The sequence below is a fragment of the Methylobacterium sp. Gmos3 genome (assembly GCF_056430985.1).
In genome coordinates, this window is the sequence record NZ_JBWJYL010000001.1 from 629,350 (window position 1) to 652,514 (window position 23,165).

A 23,165-nucleotide genomic window follows, 5' to 3' on the forward strand; every position below is an offset into this window, starting at 1 on the left:
TGTCGATGCCTGATAGAATTTACGCTAGCGATATTGTTTTGCGAGTCCCAAAAATCACCCGTTGCGGCGATCATTTGGTCAATACGCTTGAAGAGCACAATAGTTTGATTGTAGAGGCGGGATACGCCCACGTTGGTAAGTTCGGACGCGTTGGATCAGAGCAGAGACACGCAAAAATACTTGAAGCCATAAAATTAGGTCTGACCAGCAGACTTATACTAATCATCAAGGAGAATGGAATTTTTTCTGGATTTTCCACGCGTCTATACGATATTATATTTTATAAATTGCATAAATCTTTTGTAGCCAAAGAGCCTGATTATTACAAGGTATTAGACTCAAGTCCTTCTATGGGTTTTTTAGTCAAAAACCCCTTCATCACTTGTCAGATTGATGACTTATACCTTGATTCGAACGATAGATTGCTTCTAGATGTTCTGTCTGAATGCAGGATGTCGCATCTCATTGTTAACCGGAAGTCAATAGACACTAATTATCAAACATAAAATACGATAATCGACTACCGGTCTAGATCTAATTCCCATAGTCTATTACCTCGCCCGTCTGCGGAGCCACGAACAATTCGGTCACCCTTCAAAGCCCGCAACGCCTTCGAAACCCGCCGGGTGTGCTCTGCCATCAGCTTGCGATCCCGCGCGTCCTGGCCTGATAGGGACAACACAGACTGCGCCACTTCCCGGCTCGTCATCGGCGCCTCTGCATCCCTTAGGGTGTCAAGGATGCCCCGTGTCAGCTCGCCCCGGCCGAACAGCACCTCCCGCTTCTGGCGAGGCATGGCAGCGTCTAGATCGCCCTCGTAGCCTAAGGTGCCGAGAACGCGGTCCAAGGCCGCTACGTCGTTCTTGATCTCCGCCATACGGTCGCGGAGCTTCGATGCCTCCGCGAACAGATCCGACCGCTTCGTCAGCAAGGCGGTGACGGTTTGGCCGTAGGACTCAGCGCGGGATCTGGGGTGGCGTGCGATGTCTGTCATCTCGCCATTGTAGGCGAAACCGACGTCAACGGTAAGCGTTGGTCTGGGTGAGCTTGCTACCTAATTCCGCGCACATGCATGGTCGTGCCGCCCAGCGGCACCGGAAGGTCGAGGGCGCAGAGCGCCGGATTCACCACATCGAACAGGCCGGCATATTCGGCGGCGAAGAGCTTGGGCAGGAGCCCGTCGTCGTGATCGTCGATGACGAGCCGGCCCTGGAGGCAGGCCGTCGAGGGGGGCTCGGCCGCGAAAATGGCGGCGGCCTTGCGCAGCTGGTCGGGCTCCGGCACGTCCTCGGCATCGTAGACGACGAGGAGGCTTCCCCGCGCCAGCGGCAGGGCGACGTTCAGGGCGCGCGGCTTGGTGCGCGGCCAGCCCGGCGGCACCGTGATCGTCTCGAACCGGGCGGGGAGGGGGATCTTGGCCAGCGCGTGCGCGGTCTCGTCGTCGTCCGCCTCGATCAGCAGCTTGATGTCGAGCTTGGCGGCCGGATAATCGAGGTCGGCAAGGGCCTTCACGAGCCGGTCCACCACCCGCTTCTCGCGGTAGAGGGGCACGAGGATCGTATAGACCGGCAGCCTCGCATCCGGCAGCGGCGGCGCCTCGACCGCGTGCGGGGCGAGGAGGGGCGCCGCGAGGCGGAAGGCCATCAGCGCCAGCACCGTTCCCTGCATCCCGAGCGTGATGGCCAAAGCCGGCAGGGGCGGTGCGGCGGCATGGAGGCAGGCGAGCGCCGCGAGGCCCAAGGCCAGGACGAGCAGCATCGGCCCGGCCTCGGTCCCGTCCCGGCGCCGGCCCAGGGCCTCGGCGGCGATCACCCCCGGCATCGCCGCGAACACCGCCTCCCGCAGGTGCGTCGGCGACGTGAGGGCGAGCCCCTGCACCGGCCTCGGCCCGGACAGCAGCTCCGCGATCAGGGATCCGCGCGGCGCGATCACCACCTCGGCGCAGGCGCCCGGCGCCAGGGGCGCGACGCCGGCGACGAGGCAATCCGGATGGCGCAGGCCCGGCCCGAAGGGGATCGGCCCGTCCAGGAACGGCAGGCGGAGGGTGCGGGCGAGCGCCCGGTAGTAGCAGGCCTCATGGATCAGGCCGGCATGGAGGAGGGCCGTGGCCGCGTCGGTCCCCGCCCGCCGGGCCGCCGCGGCGGCCTGGGCGAGGTGGTGTTCCTCCACGCCCTCGGCGCGGAGAAAGGCGATATCCGGCGGAAGGTCGCTCCTCGCGCCGGCCGTTTGACCCTGGAACCCCATCCAGGTTCCGCTCCCGCACCGGGCTCGAGCCGTGCTAGGGGAGGGCGGTGAGCCCGCCATGCCATCCCCGCTCCGTGAGGAGCATCCGCCGCCCGTCCCGGTCAAGCTCGGGCCGGCGATGGGCTGTGGGCGCGGCCCTGTGGCTCGCCCTCGCCACCCCGGGGATGGCGGCGGCGCCCGCCGGGCAGGAGCCCGTGCCCGCCGTGGCGGTGCCGGATTTCTGGAATCCCCGCAGCCGGGGCGAGCGGGTCGAGGCGCCCCAGACCGGGCGGGCGGTGCGCTTCCTGACCGACGACGAGTTCCCGCCGCTCCATTTCGCCGGGCCGGACGGCAACCCGACCGGCTTCGTCGTGGAACTGGCCCGGGCGGTCTGCGAGAAGCTCGCCATCACCTGCACGGTGCAGGCGCGCCGGTTCGACACCCTGCTCGATTCCCTCGAGTCCAAGCAGGGCGACGTGGTGGCCGCCGCCATCCCGCTGACCGCCGGCCTGCGGCGCAAGTTCCTGGCGACGCGGCCGTATTTCCGCTGGCCCGCGCGCTTCGCCGCCCGGATCGACAGGGGCCTGCCGGACCCCTCGCCGGCCCGTCTCGACGGCCGCAGCGTCGGGGTGATCGGCGGGAGTGCCCATGCGGCCTACCTCGCCACCTTCTTCCCGAAGGCGAAGCCCCGCGAGTTCACCGACCTCGCCGCCGCCGAAGGCGCGCTCAAGCGCGGCGAGGTCGATTACGTCTTCGCGGACGGGCTCAACCTCGCCCTCTATATCGGCGGACAGGAGGCGGAGAATTGCTGCGCCCTGATCGGCGGCGATTACCTCGAGAACCGGTTCTTCGGAGAAGGAATCGGGCTCATCACCCGGCAGGAGGACGTCGCCCTGGCCCGTGCCCTCGATGACGCCCTGCAACGGGTCTGGGACGACGGCAAATATACGGAATTGTACCTACGCTTTTTTCCGATCAGCCCATTTTGAGCCGATTTTGGTGGATGCGCTCCGAAATGGATGGTTTACGTCCTCGATTTCGCTGATGCCAACCGCATCTGCCATTTGGAAATCAACATAATTTATTGAATCGCGGGCAGGATGGCGACCGGTGACACCATTCATCGTCTCGGCTTAACGAAAGCTCGTCCGCAATGCGCGCCCTGTCCGACATCAAGATCACCACAAAACTAGCTGTTGCCTTCGTCTCGCTGTCGGCGGTCACGGTCGGTGTCGGCGCTCTCGGTTACACCCGCATGTCGGCCATCGAGACGAACATCCATTGGACGGAGCACACCTATCAGGTGCTCGCCGGCCTCGAAGAGATCTCGGCCGCGATGGTCAACCAGGAGACCGGCCTGCGCGGCTACCTCATCGGCGGCGATCCGAAGTTCCTGGAGCCGTACCGGGCGGGCCAGATGGCCTTCCAGCAGAGCTTCGACAAGGTGAGGGAGCTGACCTCGGACAACCCGGCGCAGCAGGAGCGCCTCGGGCAGGTCAGGCGCGCCGCCCAGACCTGGGTGAGCGAGATCGCGAACAAGGAGATCACGCTGGTCGAGAGCGGCGCCCTGGACAAGGCCCGCGCCATCGAGGCAGGCGGGGCGGGCAAGGTCTCCATGGATGCCCTGCGCGCGCAGACGAACGAGATGGCGGGCGTCGAGCGCGACCTCCTCGTCCGCCGCGCCGCGGACCAGCAGCGCGCCTTCGATGCGGGCTATTTCACGTCGGTCGCGGGCGGTCTCGCGAGCATCGTCATCGCGGTCCTCCTCTCGATCTTCGTCTTCCTGCAGCTGGCGCGTCCGCTGGGGCGGCTCGTCGCGGTGCTGCAGCGGATGGCCAAGGGCGAGATCGACGCGCAGATCGCCGAGGCCAAGCGCGGCGACGAGATCGGCGCCGTCGGCAAGGCGGTCGAGGGCATCAAGGCCATGGTCGCCCAGAAGGCCGCCGAGCAGGCCGAGATCAAGCGCATCGCCGACGAGGCCGCCGCCGTCGAGCGCAAGCGCACCATGTTCGAGCTGGCGGACGGGTTCGAGGCCGCCGTCGGCGGCATCGTCGGCATGGTCTCGTCCTCGGCCACCGAGTTGCAGGCCACCGCCCAGCAGATGAGCTCGGCCGCCGCCGAGACCGCCACGCAATCCACCACCGTCGCCGCCGCCGCCGAGCAGGCCGCGTCGAACGTCGGGACCGTCGCGGCGGCGGCCGAGGAACTCGGCACCTCGGTGCAGGAGATCGGCCGGCAGGTGCAGGGCTCGGCCACGCTGGCCCAGGCCGCCGTGGGCGAGGCCGACCAGACCGCAGCCCTGGTCCAGGCCCTGCGCCAGACCTCGGCGCGGATCGGCGACATGGTCGGGCTGATCTCGAACATCGCGAGCCAGACCAACCTGCTCGCGCTGAACGCCACCATCGAGGCCGCCCGCGCGGGCGAGGCGGGCCGTGGCTTCGCCGTGGTCGCGGCGGAGGTGAAGGAACTGGCCAACCAGACCGCCAAGGCCACCGACGAAATCGGCAGCCAGATCGGCGAGATCCAGGGCGTGACGGATCAGGCGGTCTCGGCGATCGGCGCGATCACGGGCCGGATCCGCGAGATCAACAGCGTGGCGACGTCGATCGCGGCGGCGGTGGAGCAGCAGGGCGCGGCGACGCAGGAGATCGTGCGCAACGTCGCCCAGGCCTCGACGGGCACGTCGGAGGTGACGAGCAACATCGTGGGCGTGGCCCGCGCGTCCGAGGACACCGGCGCGGCCGCCCAGCAGGTCCTGTCGGCCTCGGGCGAATTGTCCCGCCAGTCCGAGCACCTGACGGCCGAGGTCGCGCGCTTCCTCAACACCGTCCGCGCGGCTTGATTTCATCCGCGTCCCTGCCCGACAAGCGTCCCCGCCCACGGGCGGGGACGGCACTCGCGACGTCGGGGGGAAGGACGACCCTGCGATGTTCCGTTTCGACCTCGTGGATCTCGGCCTGTTCCGGCACGTGGTGGAGGCCGGCTCGATCACCCACGGGGCGCAGCGCGCCCACCTCGCCCTCGCCGCCGCCTCGGCGCGGATCCGGGCGATGGAGGAGAGCCTGGGCACCACCCTCCTCACCCGGGGCCGGCAGGGGGTGAGCCCCACGGCGGCGGGGCGGGCGCTGATGCGCCATGCCCGCGCGATCCTGGCCGATACGGAGCGGCTGCGCGAGGAGATGGCGGCCTATTCCGGCGGCGCCGCCGGGCAGATCCGGGTGGTGGCCAACACCCACGCACTGATCGAATTCCTGCCAGCCCCCCTCGCGGATTTCCTCGCCTCACACCCCGGCATCGCCGTCGAGATCGAGGAGCGCACCTCCGACGAGATCGTCGGGCTGGTGGCCGAGGGCGCGGCGGATTTCGGGCTGCTCTCCGGCACGGTCGACACGGGGGCGCTCGCGACCTTCCCGTTCCGCGAGGACCGCTTCGTCCTCGTGGCGGCGCGGGACGACGCGCTGGCGGCGCGCCGGGAGGTCGCCCTGGCCGACGTGCTGGAGCGCGACCTCGTCGGCCTCGACCGCCGCAGCGCGATCAGCCGTTTCCTCGTGGAGAAGGCCGCCCGGGCCGGACGGCCGATGCGCCTGCGGGCGCAATTGCGCGGCTTCGACGCCGTGTGCCGCCTGGTGGAGGCGCGGGTCGGCCTCGCGATCCTGCCCGAGAGCACGGCGCTAAGGGCGGCGCGCAGCCTCGCCCTCGCGGTGGTGCCCCTCTCCGACCCCTGGGCGCGCCGGGACCTGACCCTGTGCCTGCGCGACCTCGACGCGCTCCCGCCCTTCGTGCGCGACCTCATCGACACGCTGCGCGCGTGAGACGGGGTGTCCAGAGGGCCAAGCCCTCTGGCGGGTGCAGGGCAGCGCCCTGCGCTTCACCCCGTGGCGCGTTCCAGCGTCCGCGCCACCCACTTGTTCAGGCTGACACCATCCCGGCGGGCGGCGGAGGCCACGGCCCGGTGCAGGCCCGGCTCGACCCGCACGACGAACTGCCCGGAATAGGGCTTCTCCGGCTCCTCGCCGCGCTCGGCGCAGAACGCCAGGTAATCCTCGATGCTGTCAGCCAAGGCCTGCTTCAACTCGGCCGCGGAACTGCCCTGGAAGGTGATCACGTCACGGAGGTTCAGCACCTCGCCATGGAACAGCTCGGCGTCCTCATCGAATTCGACGACGGCCTCATAGCCCTTGTAGTGCATCGTGGTCATGGCCGAATCTCCGCTTCGGCGAGGAAGCGCCGGACGGACTTCACCGCGCCCTTGTCGGTTTCCTTCTGCGGGTGCGGCCGGTGGAACACCGCGCGCACGCCGTTCAGGGCGACTCGGACGCGGGATCCCCGTCCCTCCTCGATCTCCGCGCCGCACGCCGCCATCAGAGCCTCGATGTCGGTCCAGACGATGCCCGGCCGCACCGGATCGGCGAACACCGCCTGGAGCGTCGCACGGTGCCTCCCGCTGAGCCTCATTTAGTATCACCGCTCAGTATCACAATCCACCATCCGCCGGAATCGGTTTCGCTATCTTACGCGACCGGTGAAGCCCTGCCATGCCCAGGGGCGCCGCCCCTGGACCCCGCCAAAGGGCTTGGCCCTTTGGGAACCCCGGACTAGCCTCGGGCCGGCTTTGGGGAACCCACGATGACCGTTACCACCGTCGAGGCCGCCGGGCGGCGCAGGGGCGCCGAACTGCTCGTGGAGGTGCTGCGCTCGGAGGGGGTGCGCTACATCTTCGGTAATCCCGGCACCACCGAATTGCCGCTCATCGACGCCCTCACCGAGGCGCCGGACGTCGCCTACGTCCTCGCCCTGCAGGAGGCCACCGCCGTCGCCATGGCGGACGGCTACGCGCAGGGCGCCCGGCGCCCGGCCTTCCTCAACCTGCACACGGCCGGTGGGCTCGGCCACGGCATGGGCAGCCTCGTGAACTCGCAGGTCTCGGGCACGCCGCTCGTCGTCACCGCCGGCCAGCAGGACCTGCGCCATGCGCTGACCGACCCGCTCCTCATGGGCGACCTCGTCGCCATCGCCGACCCGGTGATGAAATGGGCGCGCGAGGTCACGAGCCCGGACCAGATCCCGATCCTCCTACGCCGGGCCTTCCACGATTGCGCCGCCGCGCCCTCGGGGCCCGTCTTCCTCTCCCTGCCCATGGACGTGATGGACGCGCTGACCGACGTCCCGGCCGGCGAGACCTCGACCATCGACCAGCGCGCCGTGGCGGGCTCCCTCGACCGGCTGGCGGACAAGCTCGCCGCCGTGGCGCCGGGCCGCCTCGCCCTCATCGCGGGCGACGAGATCGATTCCTCGGACGCCGCCGCGCAGACCGTGGCCCTCGCCGACCTGCTGGCCGCCCCGGTCTACGGCTCATCCTGGCCGGCGCATATCCCGTTCCCCACGAGCCACCCGCTCTGGGCCGGCAACCTGCCGACCCGGGCCGATTCCATCGCGGCGATCCTCGGGCGCTACGACGCGGTCTTCGCGCTCGGCGGCAAGTCGCTCATCACCGTCCTCTATTCGGAGGGCTCGGCGGTGCCGCCGGGCACCGCCGTGTTCCAGCTCTCGGCCGATGTGCGCGACCTCGGCCGGACTTATGCCACCGCCCTCTCGACGGTGGGCGACATCCGCGCCTCGCTCGATGCGCTGCTGCCACTCCTCGCGCCGCGCCTCGCCGACAGGGCAGGGGCGTTCGCCACGCTCCGCGCGCAGGCGGTGGCCGAGCAGGCCGAGCGCCGCCGGAGGCTCCATGCGGCGGCCGACGCGGCCTTCGAGGATCCGGTGATCGATCCCCTGACGGCGGCCCGCGAGGTCGCCCGCGCGGTCGGCGCGCAGACCCCGATCATCGACGAGGCGCCCGCGACGCTCACCCACCTGCGCACCTTCCTCGACAGCCCCTCGGTCCACCAATACGCGGCGATGCGCGGGGGCGTGCTGGGCTGGGGGATGCCGGCGGCGGTGGGGTTCTCGCTCGGCATCGACCGGGCGCCGGTCGTCTGCGTGGTGGGCGACGGGGCGGCGATGTATTCGCCCCAGGCCCTCTGGACCGCCGCCCACGAGAAGCTGCCGGTCACCTTCGTGGTGATCAACAACGCCGAGTACAACATCCTCAAGAACTTCATGAAGGGCCAGTCGCACTACGCCTCGGCGCGGGCGAACCGCTTCATCGCCATGGACCTGACCGATCCGCGCATCGATTTCCCGGCGCTCGCCGCCTCCATGGGCGTGCCCGCGCGACGGGTGACGCGGGCCGCCGACATCGCCCCGGCCATCGAGGCGGGCATCGCCTCGGGCGGCGCGAATCTGGTGGAGGTCGTGGTGCGGGCGGGGTGAGGGCGCGCCGGCCGCTGGGGCCGCGCGCGTCCGCCTCCGCGCGCCCGGTCGTCAGCGCAGCTGGTTCGTGGGCACCGGCGAGCTGGCGTTGAGCAGGGTGATCGTCACCCGCCGGTTCGACGCGATGTAGGGATCGTCGGGAAAGACCGGCTCGGTGTCGGCGCGCCCGATCACGGACACGAAGTTGTCGTTGGGTACCCCGGCCCCCGACAGGATCTCGCGGACGGCGAGCGCACGGCCGGCGGTGAGGTTCCAGGGTTCCGCGGCCGGCGCCGAACCCGGACGCGCGGTGGCCGTGTGGCCGGCGATCGTCAGGCGGTTGGGCAACTGGCGCAGGGCGGGCGCGATCGCCTCCAGCACGCGACGGGTGCGCTCGTAGGGGGCGACGGAGCCGTCGCGGAACATGGAGCGGCCGTTCTCGTCCACGAGGGACACGTTCACGCCCTCCTTGGTCGGCTCGATGACGATGTTGTGCGACAGCTCGGCAATGTCCGGCATCGTCTGGAGCGCCTGCCGGAGGGTGGCCATGGCGCGCTGATTGGCCTGCACGTTGGCGGCCCGGCGGCTGGCATCGGGATCCTTGGCACGGCCCGGATTGTCCGGGCGCGGGCTGTCGTCCTTCCCGTCGGAGCCCGTCTCCGAGTCGCGGGGCGCCGACGGCTTGTTGCCGGCGCTGTCGAGGGCCGTGCCCTGCAGCATCCCGCCGGCGCCGCTGTTCGTCGTGCTCAGCGCCGCCGGCGCGAAGTATTCCGCCAGACCGACCTTCTGCTCCTGCGTCGTCATGCTGATCAGCCACATCAGCAGGAAGAACGCCATCATGGCGGTCACGAAATCCGCATAGGCGATCTTCCAGGCCCCGCCGTGATGGCCATGGGCGGCCTTCTTGACCTTCTTGACGATGATCGTGGCCATTGAATCCCTGCTCGGAAAACGGATCGATGCACTAGAGCGTTTTCGGGAAAACCCGGCTCATGCCGCGCCTCCCGTCTTTGCGAGCGAAGCGAAGCAATCCAGGGATCCGCCACATCCGTTCAGGTCCCGCTGCCCTGGATTGCTTCGCTTCGCTCGCAAAGACGGTGAAGCAGGTGATCCGGATCAAACCGAAACCGCTCTAGGCCGGCAGAGCGGCGGTCGCCGCTTCCACCTCGTTGAAGGTCGGGCGGACTTCGCTCATCAGGGACTTGCGGGCGAATTCGATCGACATCACCGGCGGCTGGCCACCGATATGGGCGAGCAGACCCGCCTTGAGCGAGGCATAGTATTTGGATTCGGCCGCGAAGAGACTCTTCAGCGACTGCGCCATCGGCCCGAAGAAGCCGTAGGCGACGAACACGCCGAAGAAGGTGCCGACGAGCGCGCCGCCGATCAGATGTCCCAGCACCTCCGGCGGCTCCTTGATCGCCCCCATCGTCTTGATCACGCCGAGCACGGCGGCGACGATGCCGAGGGCCGGCGTTCCGTCGGCGAGCGACTGCATGGCCGAAACGAGACGCTCCTGCTCCTCGTGGTGCGTCTCCAGTTCCTCATCCATGAGGACTTCGATCTCGTAGACGTTGTTGACGCCCAGCGTGACCATCCGCATGTAATCGCAGACGAATTCGACCGCGTGATGGTTCGCGGCGAAGGTCGGGAAGGCGTTGAACAGCGTCGACTCGCTCGGATTCTCGATGTGCGGCTCGAGCGCCATCGAACCCTTCTGCTTCGCGAGCTTGAACAGCGAATACTGCATCCCCAAAAGCTCGAGATAGCATTGCTGCGAATATTTGGGGCCCTTCACCAGCGTGCCCAGCATGCCGGGCACGGCCTTGAGCACCGGCCCCACGTTGCCGATGATGAAGGCGCCGATGGCCGCACCGAGGATGATGACGAATTCGAAGGGCTGCCACAGGACTTGCAGGTGGCCACCCATCTGCGAGTAGCTGCCGAAGACGCAGGCGAAGACGACCAGGGTGCCGACGATCAGCCGCATGATGTCCCATCCTTGCGGGGCGGCGGAGACGGCCCACGCGACGCTATCCGTGAGCGGGCACTGTCTCACCGAGCTTCTAACCCACCGTTTCGAACAAGGCGGACTCGCGCCGATATGGTGGACGCTTCACCTTCATTCCGCGCACTTTTCGTCCGGCGGCAAAAAAGTCCCGCGCATGAAATGACAGCCATCAATTCATTATATGCAAATTTTAAACGCGATCGGCACGATTCGGTAACGTTATTTAATCAGTTTTTGGAAACCGCATTTGCCGCCATCGCGTCGGTCCAAAGGCACCGGCGCTCGCCGGGGGCGTGACGCTTCCGGCCCGAACTTCGCAATTTTTATGATCGGGCATCGAAGAGTTTTTCAGCGGCGCGCCGGTCCGGAATAGGTGTATCATCGCGGCAATAGGCCCCGGTTTCGTGCAACGCGAAAAACAACGGTGCGCCGCAACGACGATTGCATTCGGAATGCAGTCATTCGCGCGGCGGATGCTTCCAAGGCGCCGCGCGGCCTCACGACGACACGTCCGGCGGACGGGGACCACCCCGCCGACCGACCGGATGTCAGGGAGGATCGGCAGGCCCATGCGGAAGAACAAGGTCATCTCGGCGGAGGAGGCCATCGCCCTGGTCCGCGTGAACGACGTCGTGACCACCACGGGCTTCGTGCAGAGCTGCATCCCGGAGGCGCTGCATGCCGCCCTGGAGAAGCGCTTCGTCGAAACCGGATCGCCCCGGGGCCTCACCCTGATCATGACGGCGGGCGCGGGCGACAGCAAAGGCCTCGGCACCGGGCGCCTGCACCATGCCGGCCTGCTCTCGCGGGTGATCGCCGCCAATTTTGGGCGGATGCCGAAGGTGGCGCAGGCCGCGCAGGACAACCTGATCCGCGGCTACAACCTGCCCCAGGGGGTGATCTCGCAGCTCTACCGGGCCTGCGCCGCCGGCCAGCCGGGCCTGTTCTCGAAGGTGGGGCTCCAGACCTACGTCGATCCCCGCCATGGCGGGGGCAAGGTCAACGATTTGACGACCGACGACATCGTCAAGCTCGTGGAGGTCGATGGCGAGGAATGGCTGTTCTACACCGCCACCAAGATCGACGTGGCCTTCATCCGCGCCACCTCGGCGGACCCGTCCGGCAACCTCTCCTACGAGAAGGAGGCGCTGACGCTCGATTGCCTCGCCCAGGCGATGGCGGCACGCAACAACGGCGGCATCGTCATCGCGCAGGTCGAGCGTATCGTCGATGACGGCTACCTGCTGCCGAAGGACGTGCGAGTGCCGGGCATCCTCGTGGATTGCGTCGTGGTCGCCGAGCCCGAGATGCACCGCATGAATTACGGCGTCATGCACGACGCGGCGCTCGCGGGCGAGATCCGCGTGCCGGTCACCGGCATCAAGCGGATGCCCCTGAACGAGCGCAAGATCATCGCCCGCCGGGCCGCCTTCGAACTGCCGCCGAACGGCGTCGTGAACCTCGGCGTCGGCGCGCCGGAGGGCATCTCCTCGGTGGCGAACGAGGAGAAGGTCACCCCCTACATCACCCTCACCACCGAGGCGGGGGCGGTGGGCGGCGTCCTCGCCTCGGGGTCGAGCTTCGGCGCGGCCACGAACGCCGATTGCATCATCGACCAGAACCAGATGTTCGACTTCTACGACGGCGGCGGCCTCGACATGACCTGCCTCGGCATGGCCGAGTGCGACGCCCTCGGCAACGTCAACACTTCGAAGTTCGGCGGCAAGCTGAACGGCTGCGGCGGCTTCATCAACATCTCGCAGAACGCCCGCACCGTGGTCTTCGCGGGCACCTTCACCGCCGGCGGGCTGGAGATCGCCGTCGAGGACGGGCACCTGCGCATCGTCACCGAGGGCCGGGCGCGCAAGTTCGTGACGGCGGTGCAGCAGAACACCTTCTCCGGCCCCTACGCCGTGCAGCGCTCGCAGCCGGTGCTCTACGTGACGGAGCGCTGCGTCTTCCAATTGACGCCGGAGGGGCTGGAACTGATCGAGGTGGCGCCGGGCATCGACGTCGCGCGCGACATCCTCGCCCACATGGATTTCGCCCCCGTGGTGCGCAGCCCCGTGCCGATGGACCCGCGCATTTTTCGCGAGGAGCCGATGGAGCTGATCTCCGACCTGCTCAACCTCGATCTGAAGTCGCGGGTGAGCTACGACGGCGAGCGCAACATCCTCTTCGTCAACCTGGAAGGCTGGTACTGCCGGGTGAAGGGCGACATGGACGAGTTGCGCCTCACCATCGTGGAGGCGTGCCGGAAGGCGGGCCAGCGGGTCAACGCCGTGATCAACCACGACGGGTTCCGCCTGAACGACAACCTCGTCGACGATTACGCCGGGATGATCCAGTATCTTCAGGCGAACTACTACGCGACCACTACCCGCTACGCGACGAGCGCCTTCCTGCGCCTGAAGATGGAGGAGGCCCTGACCAAGCGCGGGGTGGCGCCGCACGTCTTCGAGCGCAAGGAGGAGGCGCAGGCCTTCGTCAGCAGCACCGAGGACCGCAAGGCCCGCAAGCGCATCTCCCCCGCCGTCGCCTCGGCGGCCTAATCCGCCAACCCCGGCACCGGCACCCCCAGCGCCTGCGCGAGCAGCACGACGTTCAGCGCCAGCACCACCCCCGCCCCGGCGATGGCGGCGGCCCTGGTCCACGGGCCGTTGGCGAAGGGACCCATCACCCTGGACCGGCTCGTGAACAGCACGAGGCCGATCATCGGCACCGGCAGGGCGAGCGAGAGCACGACCTGCGAGAGCACCAGCGCCCGCGTCGGGTCCACCCCCGCCGCGACCACGGCGAAGGCGGGCGCCATCGTCACGAGGCGGCGCACGAGGATCGGGATGTGCCAGCCGGTGAAGCCCTGCATCACCATCTGCCCGGCGAGGGTGCCCACCACCGAGGACGACACGCCCGAGGCGATGAGCGAGACGAGGAAGGCCCCCGCCGCCGCCGGGCCGAGGAGGGGCGTCAGCGTCTTGTACGCCTCCTGGATCTCGGACACCTCGCTGTGTCCGGCATGGAAGGCCGAGGCCGCCATGATCACCATCGCCATGTTGACGAGGCCCGCCAGCGCCAGGGCGATCATCACCTCCCGGTCGGAGAAGCGCACGAGCAGGCGGCGGTCGGCCTCGTCGCGCGGGGCGCCGCGCCCCTGAGTCAGGCCGGAATGCAGGAACAGGGCATGGGGCATCACCGTCGCGCCGATGATCCCGACCGCGATGGTCAGGGCCTCGGCATCGGGGATCCTCGGGGTGACGAGCCCCTTCGCCGCCTCGCCCCAGGCGACCGGCGCGACCAGCAGTTCGACCGCGTAGCAGAGGCCGATCGTGCCGACCATCGCGCCGATGGCGATCTCCAGCGGCCGGAAGCCCCGGTTCTCCAGGAGCAGAATCGCGTAGGTGACGACGGCCGTGATCGCCATCCCCGCCATCAGCGGGATGCCGGCGAGCAGCGACAGACCGATGGCCCCGCCCAGGAACTCCGCGAGGTCGGTGGCCATGGCCGCGACCTCGCTGACGCCCCAGGCGGCGAAGCGCCAGCGCGTCGGCAGCGCATCGCGAAAATGCTCGGCGAGGTGTTTTCCGGTGACGATCCCCAGCCGGGCCGAGAGGGCCTGGAACAGCATCGCGGTCAGGTTCGCCGCCAGCACCACCCAGAGCAGGCTGTAGCCGTAGCGGGCGCCGGCCTGGATGTTCGTCGCGAAGTTGCCGGGGTCCATGTAGGCGATGGAAGCCGTCACCGCCGGCCCGGCGAACAGCAGGAAACGGGCGCGCCCGCCCGGACGTCCGTCGAGCACGGCACGGATGCCGTCCTCCGTCGCACGGCTGAGGCCGGCTTCGGCCCGCCTCTCCGTCACGACGAGATCGCCTGCCGCCATGGTCGCCCGGTTCCCTTCGTATAGCATCGGCTATATAGAAAAGCCGAGGCTCGCGACAAGGGCTTTCCCGATCCGGCGGATTGCAACGGCCTCGGCGCTCGCTCTAAGGACGGGGTGAGGCTCCGAGGGAGGCGTTCGGATGCAGGAATCGGAGTCGTCCGGCCGGAGCGAGACCGCGCTCGTCGATCCCGAGCGCCATGTCGAGAGCTTCCGGCAGGCGCGCGAGGCACGGCGGCTGGAACTGGTCGAGGATTATGTCGAGCTGATCGACGACCTGATCGGCGACGGCGGCGAGGCGCGGCAGGTGGACATCGCCGCCCGGCTCGGGGTGGCGCAGCCGACCGTCGCCAAGATGCTGAAGCGCCTGTGCGACGAGGGGCTGGTGCAGCAGCGGCCCTATCGCGGGGTGTTCCTGACCGAGGCGGGCAAGCGGCTCGCCGGCGAGTCGCGGGAGCGCCACCGCATCGTGGAGCGCTTCCTGTGCGCCCTCGGCGTCAGCCCCGAGACCGCCCGCCGCGACGCCGAGGGCATCGAGCACCATGTCAGCGCCGAGACGCTGGAGGCGTTCCGGGCCTTCGCCGAGGCGCGGCGGGGGTAGCCCCTCACACGGTCGGCGCGGCGACCCTCTGGCGGAGGCCGGTGATGACCGCGCGGAGAATGTCCGCCTCGGCCTCGTCGGGGGTGGGCATCACCCCGACGCGGGCGGCGTAGATGCGCTCGTGGACGAAGGCGAGCTTGGCGATCACCGCCGGCGTCAGCTTGAACGGGTAGAGCGCCGGCTGGCCCATGCTGCTCGACAGGGAGTTCACCGCGTAGGTCAGCGGCAGCCAAGCCTCGATCAGACGGTCGAGGTCGGCCGTGTCGTAGGGGTCGAAATCGATCACCGTCGGCGGCTGCGGCGAGAGATCGACCCGGCTGCGCAGGCGCGGGCGCACGTGGAGTTCGAAGGTCGAGGCGGTCTCGATCGTGTCGACGATGTGCAGGTAATGGGCGAAGGTCTCGGCGAAATCCTCCCAGGGATGGGCGGTGGCGTAGGCCGAGACGTAGCTGCCCTCCCAATCGGGCGGGGCGCCCCCGGCGTAATGGGTCCGCAGGGCCTGGACGTAGTTGCGCCGCTCGTCCCCGAACAATCCCCTGAAGGTCTCCTGGACGGGGCTGTTCATCACCAGCAAGTACCAGAAGTAATGCCCGATCTCGTGGCGGAAATGCCCGAGCAGGGTGCGGTAATGCTCGCCGAACAGGATCCGGCGGCGCTCGCGCTCGACGTCGTCGGCTTCCGCGATGTTCATGGTGATGAGGCCGTTGATGTGCCCCGTCAGCACCGGCGCCCCGGCGGCGTTGGCCTCGGAGGGGTCGGCCAGGAAATCGAAGGCGAGGCCGTCCGTGTATTGCTCGCGGGTGGCGAGCGGCAGTTCGAGGCGCAGCAGCGAGTAGAACAGCCGGTGCTTGGCGGCCTCGATCTGGCGCCAGCGGACGAGGTTCCACGGCACGGTGAGGTCGGGCACCACGCGGTTGTGGCGGCAGCAGGTGCAGAAGATGTCCGGGCTGTCTTCCGGCACCAGCCAGTTGCAGGCGGACGAGACGGCGTTCTGGCAATAGCGGTAGCGCGGCCCCGGATCGGCATAGGCGTGGTAGATCTGCGCGCCGCCCATCCGGGGATGGATCGAGAAGCCGGCGGGCTCCAGCGCCGAGACCTCGTGCCGGGCACAGACATAGCCGAGGCGCCGCTCACAGCTCTCGCAGCCGGTCGCCTCGAAGGTGACCGGCTGGTCGCAGGCCTGGCACTGGAAGATCTTCATGGTCCGGGGTCCCAGGGGCCGGCACGCCGGCCCCGCGCGGTCAAGCGGAGGAGTAAGGCAAAGTTCCTGCCGGAGCACGGGGGACACCTTCCCCGCACGGAAATTGCTTTGCAACCTTCGCTTGCCGCATAACCGGAGCCGAGCCGGGTCCGGTCCGTGCCACCTGTCCGAGATGCTGTGACGGAGCCCCCGTGTCGATCAAAGTCGCCCTGCACCACGTCACGCATTACCGCTACGACCGGCCGATCGGGCTCGGTCCCCAGGTGGTCCGCCTGCGGCCGGCGCCGCACGCGCGCACGCAGGTGCCGGCCTACGCCCTGAAGGTCACGCCGCAGAACCACTTCATCAACTGGCAGCAGGATCCGAGCGGCAACTGGCTCGCCCGGCTGGTCTTCCCCGAGAAGACCGACGAATTGCGGATCGAGGTCGATCTCACCGCCGAGATGGCGGTGATCAACCCGTTCGACTTCTTCGTCGAGGATTACGCCCAGACGCGGGGCTTCGCCTACGACCCGGAACTGCGCGAGGAGCTGGCCCCCTACCTCACCCCCGTCGAGGCAGAGGGGCCGGAGATCGAGGCGCTGCTCGCCCGCCTGCCGGAGGAGACCAACACCGTCCTGTTCCTCGTGGCCCTCAACGGGCTGATCGCCCGCGAGATCGCCTACGGCGTGCGGATGGAGCCGGGGGTGCAGACCCCCACCGAAACCCTGACTCTCAAGAGCGGCTCCTGCCGCGATTCGGCGTGGCTGCTGGTGCAGGTGCTGCGCCGGATCGGCCTCGCGGCCCGGTTCGTCTCCGGCTACCTGATCCAGCTCGTCCCCGACACCACCGCCGTGGACGGCCCGGCCGGCGCCACCAAGGACTTCACCGACCTCCACGCCTGGGCGGAGGTCTACATCCCCGGCGCGGGCTGGGTCGGCATGGACGCGACATCCGGCCTGCTCACGGGGGAGGGGCACATCCCGCTGGCCGCCACGCCGCATTACCGCTCGGCCGCCCCGATCTCCGGCCTCGCCGAGCCCGCCGAGACGACCTTCGACTTCGCGATGAGCCTCAGCCGCGTGGCCGAGGCGCCGCGGGTGACGAAGCCCTATTCCGAGGATGTCTGGACGGCGATGGACCGGCTCGGCGAAAAGGTGGATGCCGACCTCGCCGAGCAGGACGTGCGCCTGACCATGGGTGGCGAGCCGACCTTCGTCTCGGTGGACGATTTCGAGGCGCCCGAGTGGAACATCTCCGCCGTCGGCCCGACCAAGCGCGGCCTGGCCGACCAGCTCATCCGCCGCCTGCGGGACAAGTTCGGGCCGGGGGGCCTGCTCCATTACGGCCAGGGCAAGTGGTACCCCGGCGAGAGCCTGCCGCGCTGGGCCTTCGCCCTCTACTGGCGCAAGGACGGCAAGCCGGTCTGGCGCGACGCCGCCCTGATCGCCCCCGAGGGCGGGACCGGCGAGGCGACGATCACCCAGGCCAAGGCCTTCATGGGCGCGCTCGCCGCCCGGCTCGGCCTCGAGCCCTTCGTCTTCCCGGCCTTCGAGGACGGGGAGATCTGGGAGAAGAAGCGCGCCGAACTGCCCGTCAACGTAACGACGGCGGCGGCGCGGTCGGGCTCGGTGGAGTTCGACGCCCGGATCAAGCGGGTCTACGAGCGCGGCCTCGGGGAGGCGGCGGGCTACGTGCTGCCGCTGGCGAGCCTGCCCACGGGCAAGGACGGCGATGCGGATCGCGTCTGGATCTCGGAGACATGGGAGTTCGGGCGCGGCCACGCCTATCTCGTGCCGGGCGATTCCCCCGTGGGCTACCGGCTGCCGCTCTCGTCGCTGCCCTACGTGCCGCCGGAGCACTATCCCTATTACCAGCCGCAGGACCCGCTGGAGGCGCGCGGTGCCCTGCCGGAGGGCAAGGCCGCGCGGGTCGCCAACGGAGGCGGGATCGCCGGGGTCGCCGTGCGCACGGCCCTCGCCATCGAGCCCCGCGACGGGGTGATCCGGGTGTTCATGCCCCCGGTGCAGCGGGTGGACGAATACCTCGAACTCGTCGCCCATCTCGAGGCCGTGGCGGCCGAGCAGAAGCAGCCGATCCATATCGAGGGCTACGAGCCGCCCTTCGATCCGCGGCTGTCGCTGATCAAGGTCACGCCCGATCCCGGCGTCATCGAGATCAACGTCCACCCGGCCGCCTCTTGGCGGGAGGCGGTGGACATCACCACCGGCCTGTACGAGGAGGCGCGCCAGACCCGCCTCGGGGCGGAAAAGTTCATGACCGACGGCCGCCACACCGGCACGGGCGGCGGCAACCACGTGGTGCTCGGCGGCGTCACGCCGGACGATTCGCCGTTCCTGCGCCGGCCGGACCTGCTCAAGAGCATCGTGCTCTACTGGCAGCGCCACCCGGCTTTGTCCTACCTGTTCTCCGGCCTCTACATCGGCCCGACGAGCCAGGCGCCGCGCATCGACGAGGGCCGCCACGACGGCCTCTACGAGCTGGAGATCGCCCTGGCGCAGGTGCCGGCGCCGGACACGCCCAACATCCCCCGCTGGCTGGTGGACCGGCTGTTCCGCAACATCCTGATCGACGTCACCGGCAACACCCACCGGGCCGAGATCTGCATCGACAAGCTCTACTCGCCGGACGGCCCCACCGGCCGCCTCGGCCTGCTGGAATTCCGCGCCTTCGAGATGCCGCCGGATGCGCGCATGTCGCTCGCGCAGCAGTTGCTGCTGCGGGCGCTGGTCGCGTGGCTGTGGCGGGAGCCGCAGCAGGGGGGCTGTGTCCGCTGGGGCACGAGCCTGCATGATCGCTTCATGCTCCCCCATTTCCTCTGGGCGGACTTCCTCGACGTGCTGGCAGACCTGTCGCGGGCCGGCTACGATTTCGATCCCACGGCGTTCGAGGCGCAGGCCCTGTTCCGCTTCCCGGTCTTCGGCACCGTGGAGCAGGGCGGGGTGCGTCTCGAACTGCGCCAGGCCCTGGAGCCCTGGCACGTGATGGGCGAGGAAGGGTCGAGCGGGGGCACGGTGCGTTTCGTCGACAGTTCGGTCGAGCGTCTGCAGGTCAAGGTCGAGGGCTTCGTCCCCGGCCGGCACGTCGTCGCGTGCAACGGCCGCCGCCTGCCGATGACGGGCACCGGCCGGGCCGGGGAGGCGGTGGCGGGCCTGCGCTTCAAGGCGTGGCAGCCGGCCTCCAGCCTGCACCCGGCGATTCCCGCCCACTCGCCGCTGACCTTCGACATCCTGGATGCGTGGAGCGGGCGCTCGCTGGGCGGCTGCCGCTATCATGTCGCCCATCCGGGCGGGCGCAATTACGAGACCCATCCCGTCAACGCCTACGAGGCCGAGGGGCGGCGCCTCGCCCGGTTCCAGGCGCACGGCCATACGCCGGGCCGCATCGCCATGCCGGCCGAGGAGGGGAGCGCCGAGTTCCCCCTGACCCTCGACCTGCGGACACCCGTGCCCCGATGAGCGCGGCGCTCGCGACCGGCATCGAGCCTGGCGAGAGCTCAGGCCAGCGGGTCGCGCGCTGGACGGCCTCCTATCGTCCGGATCCCAACCTGCCCGACGAATTCCTCGGGCCGGACGGTCAGCCGCGCGCGGTGTGGCGGCACCTCCTCGACAAGCTCGGCGGCTTGCCCGAGGCCGAGATCATGGCCCGCTTCGTCTCGGCGGAACGGCATATCCGCGACGCGGGCATCTCCTTCCGCATCGCGGGGGACCAGCGGGAGCATCCCTGGCCGCTGGGCGCCATGCCCCTGGTGATCGAGGCGGGCGAATGGCGCGACCTCTGCGCCGGCCTCATCCAGCGGGCCGAACTGATGGAGGCGATCCTCGCCGACGTCTACGGTCCGGGCGACCTCGTCGCCGCCGGCCACCTGCCCGCCGCCATCGTGGCCGGCAGCCCGGACTTCCTGCATCCGCTGCACGGCGTGTCGCCGCCCGGCGGCCACCACCTGCGGCTCTACGCGGCCGATCTCGGGCGCGGGCCGGACGGGCGCTGGCAGGTGCTGGCCGACCGGACGCAGGCCCCCTCCGGCCTCGGCTGGGCGCTGGAGAACCGCATGGTCCTCGCCCGGACCTTCCCGGATTTCTTCCAGGACCTGCATGTCGAGCGCCTGCCGGGCTTCTTCCAGGCGTTTCGCGAAGGGCTGGCGCTCGGCGCCGAGCGCGCCGACCCGCGCATCTGCCTGCTGACCTCCGGCCCCTACAGCTCGACGTATGTCGAGCAGGCGGCGCTCGCCCGCTATCTCGGCCTGATGCTGGTGGAGGGCGACGACCTCGTCATGCAGGACGGGCGGCTGCATGTCCGCACCGTCTCCGGCCTGAAGCGGGCCGACGCCCTGTGGCGGCGGATCGATGCCGATTACCTCGATCCGCTGGAACTCAACGCCACCTCGCGGCTCGGGGTGCCGGGGGTGCTCGACGCCCTGCGCAACGGCTCCCTGGTGATGGCCAACATGCCGGGCTCGGGCCTCGTCGAATCGGCCGCGCTGACGCCCTATCTCGACGGCCTGTGCCAGCGGCTGCTCGGCGAGCCCCTGCGCCTGTCCCACCCCCGGACATGGTGGTGCGGCGACCTCGAAGGGCTCGCCCATGTCCGGGCGAACCTCGACGGCCTCATCCTGCGCCCCGCCGCGACGCCCCAGCGCGGGGCCGGGCGCGATGCGCTGCTCGCCCCCTCGGCGCTGGCCGCCGGCCGGGCGGCGGTGGTGGACGCCCTGCGCGACCGCCCGTTCGACACCGTCGCCCAGGAGCCCGCGCCGTTCTCGACCATGCCGGGCTGGGAGCGCGGGCCGGACGGCCTCACCCTCGTGCCGCGCCCCTTCGTGATGCGCGTCTTCGCGGCGCGCACCGCCGCCGGCTGGCGGGTGATGCCCGGCGGATTCTGCCGGATGGCCGAGCGGGACAACGTCGATCCGCTGGAACTGCGCCTCGGCATCCGCTCGGCGGATGTGTGGGTCCTGTCCGACGAGCCCATCGCCACGCCGCTCATCGGCTCGCACGCGGCGCCGCGGGTGCGGCGCATCGGCGGCCATCTCCCGGCGCGGGCGGCGGACGGGCTGTTCTGGTTCGGCCGCTACGCCGAGCGCGCCGAGGCCGTCACCCGCCTGACGCTGGCCCACCTGCGCAGCTTCGGCGACGCGGTGGGCGCCGACATCTCCGGCTCCCCGGACGCCCCCGCCGCCCTGGCGATCCGCGCCATCCTCGACGAATGGGCCTGCGTCGGCGGCGCCGACCTGCCCACCGCCGCCCTGGCGCAGGAGGCCCTGTGTGGCCGCGACCAGCCGGGCTCGGCGCGGGCGCACGTCACCTCCGCCCGCCGCAACGCCGCCGCCCTGCGGGCGCGCCTGTCCGGCGAGATCTGGCGGGTGCTGGCCGACCTGTCGGATCTGCTCTCCCTCGACACCGAGCGCGCCTTCACGGAATCGCAGCTCGCCACGCGGGCCGAGCGGACGCTCAGCCACCTCGCGGCGCTGGCGGGCCTCGCCCACGAGAACACCAGCCGGGCCGAGGGCTGGCACTTCGCCGAACTCGGCCGGCGGATCGAGCGGGCGATCAACACCTGCACCTTCGCCCTGGCCTTCGCCAACGACGAGGCGACGCCGGGCTGCCTCGGGACGATGCTGGCGCTGGCGGATTCGCAGATCAGCTACGGCCGCCGCTACATGCAGGGCGCCGCCCTGGACCCCGTGCGCGACATGGTGCTCCTCGACCCCTACAACCCGCGCTCGATCGCCTTCCAGATGGAGGCCATCGTCCGCCACCTCTCGGAACTGCCCGCGCTGTCGGCCGACGGCATCCCCGAGCCGCATGGCCGGCTGGCGGGGCGGATCCTCGGCGATCTGAAAGCCGGGGAGGCGGCGGATTTCGACGCGGTGCGCTTGGCCGCACTCAACACCGACCTCGAACGCCTCGCCGACGGCATCGCCACCCGCTATTTCCCGACCTGGCCGCACGCGCCCCGTCAGGAAAAGCTGACGGGTCTCGCCTGATGGCCGCCCTCCTCACCGGATTCGCGGGCGCGGCATGATCTATACCCTGCGCCACCGCACCACCTACCGCTACGGGCGGGCGGTGAGCTTCGCCCGCTGCTCCCTGCGCCTCAAGCCGGCGGACGGGGAGGGGCAGTGCGTGCTCGCGAGCGCCGTCACCATCGACCCGAGCCCGACCCGCGCCGTGACCCGGCGGGACTATTTCGGCATCGAATCGGTGGCGATCACCCTGGAGGCGCCGCATACGAGCTTCAGCGTCGAGGCCCTGTCCACGGTGCGGGTGGAGCGCCTGCCGCCGCCCGCGCCGGAGGAGGGCCCGGCCTGGGAGAGCGTCCGCGACGGGGCGGTGGCCGCCCGCGACATCGGGGGGCGGGCGCCGATCCACTTCCTGTTCCCGAGCGACCGGGCGCCGATCCTCGCGGCGATCACGGACTACGCCCGGCCGAGCTTCATCCCTGGCCGCAGCGCCTACGGCGCGGCCCACGACCTGATGATGCGTATCCGCGCGGATTTCCGCTTCGACGCGCGGGCGACCAACGTCCACACGCCGATCGCCGAGGCCTTCGCCGGCCGGGCGGGCGTCTGCCAGGACTTCGCCCATGTGATGATCGCGGGGCTGCGGGGGATGGGGCTGCCGGCGGCCTATGTCAGCGGCTACCTGCGCACGGTCCCGCCGCCCGGCCGCCCGCGCCTGCGCGGCGCCGACGCGAGCCATGCCTGGGTGGCGGTGTGGAGCGGGCAGATGTGGCACGGCCTCGACCCGACCAATGCCTGCGCCGTGCAGGACGACCACATCGTGGTGGCGCGGGGCCGCGACTACAACGACGTCGCCCCGATCGACGGCATCGTCAGCGGCTCCGGCCGCCAGCGCCTCAAGGTCGAGGTGGACGTCATCCCCGAAACCGAGATGCAGGATCTGGCCCTGGTGGGGTGACGTCGTTCGTCACCCCTTATGCGGATTCGGATCCCGGTCCCGAG

18 protein-coding genes are annotated in these 23,165 nt (G+C 69.7%); 10 read left to right on the forward strand and 8 right to left on the reverse strand.

All coding sequences use genetic code 11. The annotated features are described in order from the left end of the window. Positions 1-5 precede the first annotated feature (5 nt). Positions 6-506, forward strand: coding sequence for a hypothetical protein (locus tag ACS5Q7_RS03065; RefSeq protein ID WP_478337932.1), 501 nt, complete (start codon positions 6-8; stop codon positions 504-506). Positions 507-520: 14 nt separating this feature from the next. Here the strand turns inward: ACS5Q7_RS03065 and ACS5Q7_RS03070 are convergent, their stop codons facing one another. After that, a complete protein-coding gene (locus ACS5Q7_RS03070; RefSeq protein WP_478337933.1) occupies positions 521-994 on the reverse strand; it encodes a hypothetical protein in 474 nt (157 codons plus the stop codon). Between the two features lie 56 nt (positions 995-1,050). After that, on the reverse strand, positions 1,051-2,244 hold the full coding sequence (locus ACS5Q7_RS03075; RefSeq protein ID WP_478337934.1) for a glycosyltransferase: 1,194 nt from the start codon (positions 2,242-2,244) through the stop codon (positions 1,051-1,053). A gap of 164 nt (positions 2,245-2,408) precedes the next feature. On the opposite strand from ACS5Q7_RS03075, the gene ACS5Q7_RS03080 reads away from it, so the two are divergent. The 3 genes from ACS5Q7_RS03080 to ACS5Q7_RS03090 all read left to right on the forward strand — a co-directional run bounded on the left by ACS5Q7_RS03080 (position 2,409) and on the right by ACS5Q7_RS03090 (position 6,035). Further along, entirely contained in the window at positions 2,409-3,212 is an 804-nt protein-coding gene (locus ACS5Q7_RS03080; RefSeq protein ID WP_478338022.1) for a transporter substrate-binding domain-containing protein, read from the forward strand. Positions 3,213-3,376: 164 nt separating this feature from the next. Continuing rightward, complete coding sequence (locus ACS5Q7_RS03085) at positions 3,377-5,065, forward strand: methyl-accepting chemotaxis protein (protein WP_478337935.1); 1,689 nt, start codon at positions 3,377-3,379, stop codon at positions 5,063-5,065. 85 nt (positions 5,066-5,150) lie between these two features. Then, positions 5,151-6,035, forward strand: a complete 885-nt coding sequence (locus ACS5Q7_RS03090; protein WP_478337936.1) for a LysR substrate-binding domain-containing protein — start codon at positions 5,151-5,153, stop codon at positions 6,033-6,035. Positions 6,036-6,091: 56 nt separating this feature from the next. Here ACS5Q7_RS03090 and ACS5Q7_RS03095 read toward each other — a convergent pair whose 3' ends face one another. Both ACS5Q7_RS03095 and ACS5Q7_RS03100 read right to left on the reverse strand, forming a co-directional pair. Continuing rightward, entirely contained in the window at positions 6,092-6,421 is a 330-nt protein-coding gene (locus ACS5Q7_RS03095) for a type II toxin-antitoxin system HicB family antitoxin (protein WP_478337937.1), read from the reverse strand. Then, positions 6,418-6,678 (reverse strand): type II toxin-antitoxin system HicA family toxin, encoded by a 261-nt coding sequence (locus tag ACS5Q7_RS03100; protein ID WP_478337938.1) that lies wholly within the window; start codon positions 6,676-6,678, stop codon positions 6,418-6,420. Before ACS5Q7_RS03100 ends, ACS5Q7_RS03095 begins: the two co-directional genes overlap by 4 nt. A 171-nt stretch (positions 6,679-6,849) precedes the next feature. Here ACS5Q7_RS03100 and ACS5Q7_RS03105 point away from each other — a divergent pair, with 171 nt between their 5' ends. Further along, positions 6,850-8,538 (forward strand): thiamine pyrophosphate-binding protein, encoded by a 1,689-nt coding sequence (locus ACS5Q7_RS03105; RefSeq protein WP_478337939.1) that lies wholly within the window; start codon positions 6,850-6,852, stop codon positions 8,536-8,538. Between the two features lie 51 nt (positions 8,539-8,589). On the opposite strand, the gene ACS5Q7_RS03110 is transcribed toward ACS5Q7_RS03105, so the two are convergent. After that, positions 8,590-9,450 (reverse strand): flagellar motor protein MotB, encoded by an 861-nt coding sequence (locus tag ACS5Q7_RS03110; RefSeq protein ID WP_478337940.1) that lies wholly within the window; start codon positions 9,448-9,450, stop codon positions 8,590-8,592. 199 nt (positions 9,451-9,649) lie between these two features. After that, positions 9,650-10,507, reverse strand: a complete 858-nt coding sequence (motA, locus tag ACS5Q7_RS03115) for a flagellar motor stator protein MotA (RefSeq protein ID WP_478337941.1) — start codon at positions 10,505-10,507, stop codon at positions 9,650-9,652. A 590-nt stretch (positions 10,508-11,097) separates the two neighbouring features. Between motA and ACS5Q7_RS03120 the strand changes: the two genes are divergently transcribed. Beyond that, positions 11,098-13,080 carry an acyl CoA:acetate/3-ketoacid CoA transferase gene (locus ACS5Q7_RS03120; protein ID WP_478337942.1) on the forward strand — a complete coding sequence of 661 codons (1,983 nt, stop codon included), beginning with the start codon at positions 11,098-11,100 and terminating at the stop codon, positions 13,078-13,080. On the opposite strand, the gene ACS5Q7_RS03125 is transcribed toward ACS5Q7_RS03120, so the two are convergent. Further along, entirely contained in the window at positions 13,077-14,405 is a 1,329-nt protein-coding gene (locus ACS5Q7_RS03125) for an Nramp family divalent metal transporter (RefSeq protein WP_478337943.1), read from the reverse strand. The genes ACS5Q7_RS03120 and ACS5Q7_RS03125 overlap by 4 nt on opposite strands. A 139-nt stretch (positions 14,406-14,544) precedes the next feature. Here ACS5Q7_RS03125 and mntR point away from each other — a divergent pair, with 139 nt between their 5' ends. Then, a complete protein-coding gene (mntR, locus tag ACS5Q7_RS03130) occupies positions 14,545-15,003 on the forward strand; it encodes a manganese-binding transcriptional regulator MntR (protein WP_478337944.1) in 459 nt (152 codons plus the stop codon). A 4-nt stretch (positions 15,004-15,007) separates the two neighbouring features. Here mntR and ACS5Q7_RS03135 read toward each other — a convergent pair whose 3' ends face one another. Then, on the reverse strand, positions 15,008-16,204 hold the full coding sequence (locus tag ACS5Q7_RS03135; RefSeq protein ID WP_478337945.1) for a zinc-binding metallopeptidase family protein: 1,197 nt from the start codon (positions 16,202-16,204) through the stop codon (positions 15,008-15,010). 191 nt (positions 16,205-16,395) lie between these two features. On the opposite strand from ACS5Q7_RS03135, the gene ACS5Q7_RS03140 reads away from it, so the two are divergent. The 3 genes from ACS5Q7_RS03140 to ACS5Q7_RS03150 are packed head-to-tail and all read left to right on the forward strand — an operon-like array spanning position 16,396 to position 23,121. Next, positions 16,396-19,662, forward strand: a complete 3,267-nt coding sequence (locus ACS5Q7_RS03140; protein ID WP_478337946.1) for a transglutaminase family protein — start codon at positions 16,396-16,398, stop codon at positions 19,660-19,662. After that, positions 19,659-22,187, forward strand: a complete 2,529-nt coding sequence (locus ACS5Q7_RS03145; RefSeq protein ID WP_478337947.1) for a circularly permuted type 2 ATP-grasp protein — start codon at positions 19,659-19,661, stop codon at positions 22,185-22,187. The genes ACS5Q7_RS03140 and ACS5Q7_RS03145 overlap by 4 nt, the downstream gene beginning before the upstream one ends. A 34-nt stretch (positions 22,188-22,221) precedes the next feature. Next, on the forward strand, positions 22,222-23,121 hold the full coding sequence (locus ACS5Q7_RS03150) for a transglutaminase family protein (RefSeq protein ID WP_478337948.1): 900 nt from the start codon (positions 22,222-22,224) through the stop codon (positions 23,119-23,121). Positions 23,122-23,165: the final 44 nt, after the last annotated feature.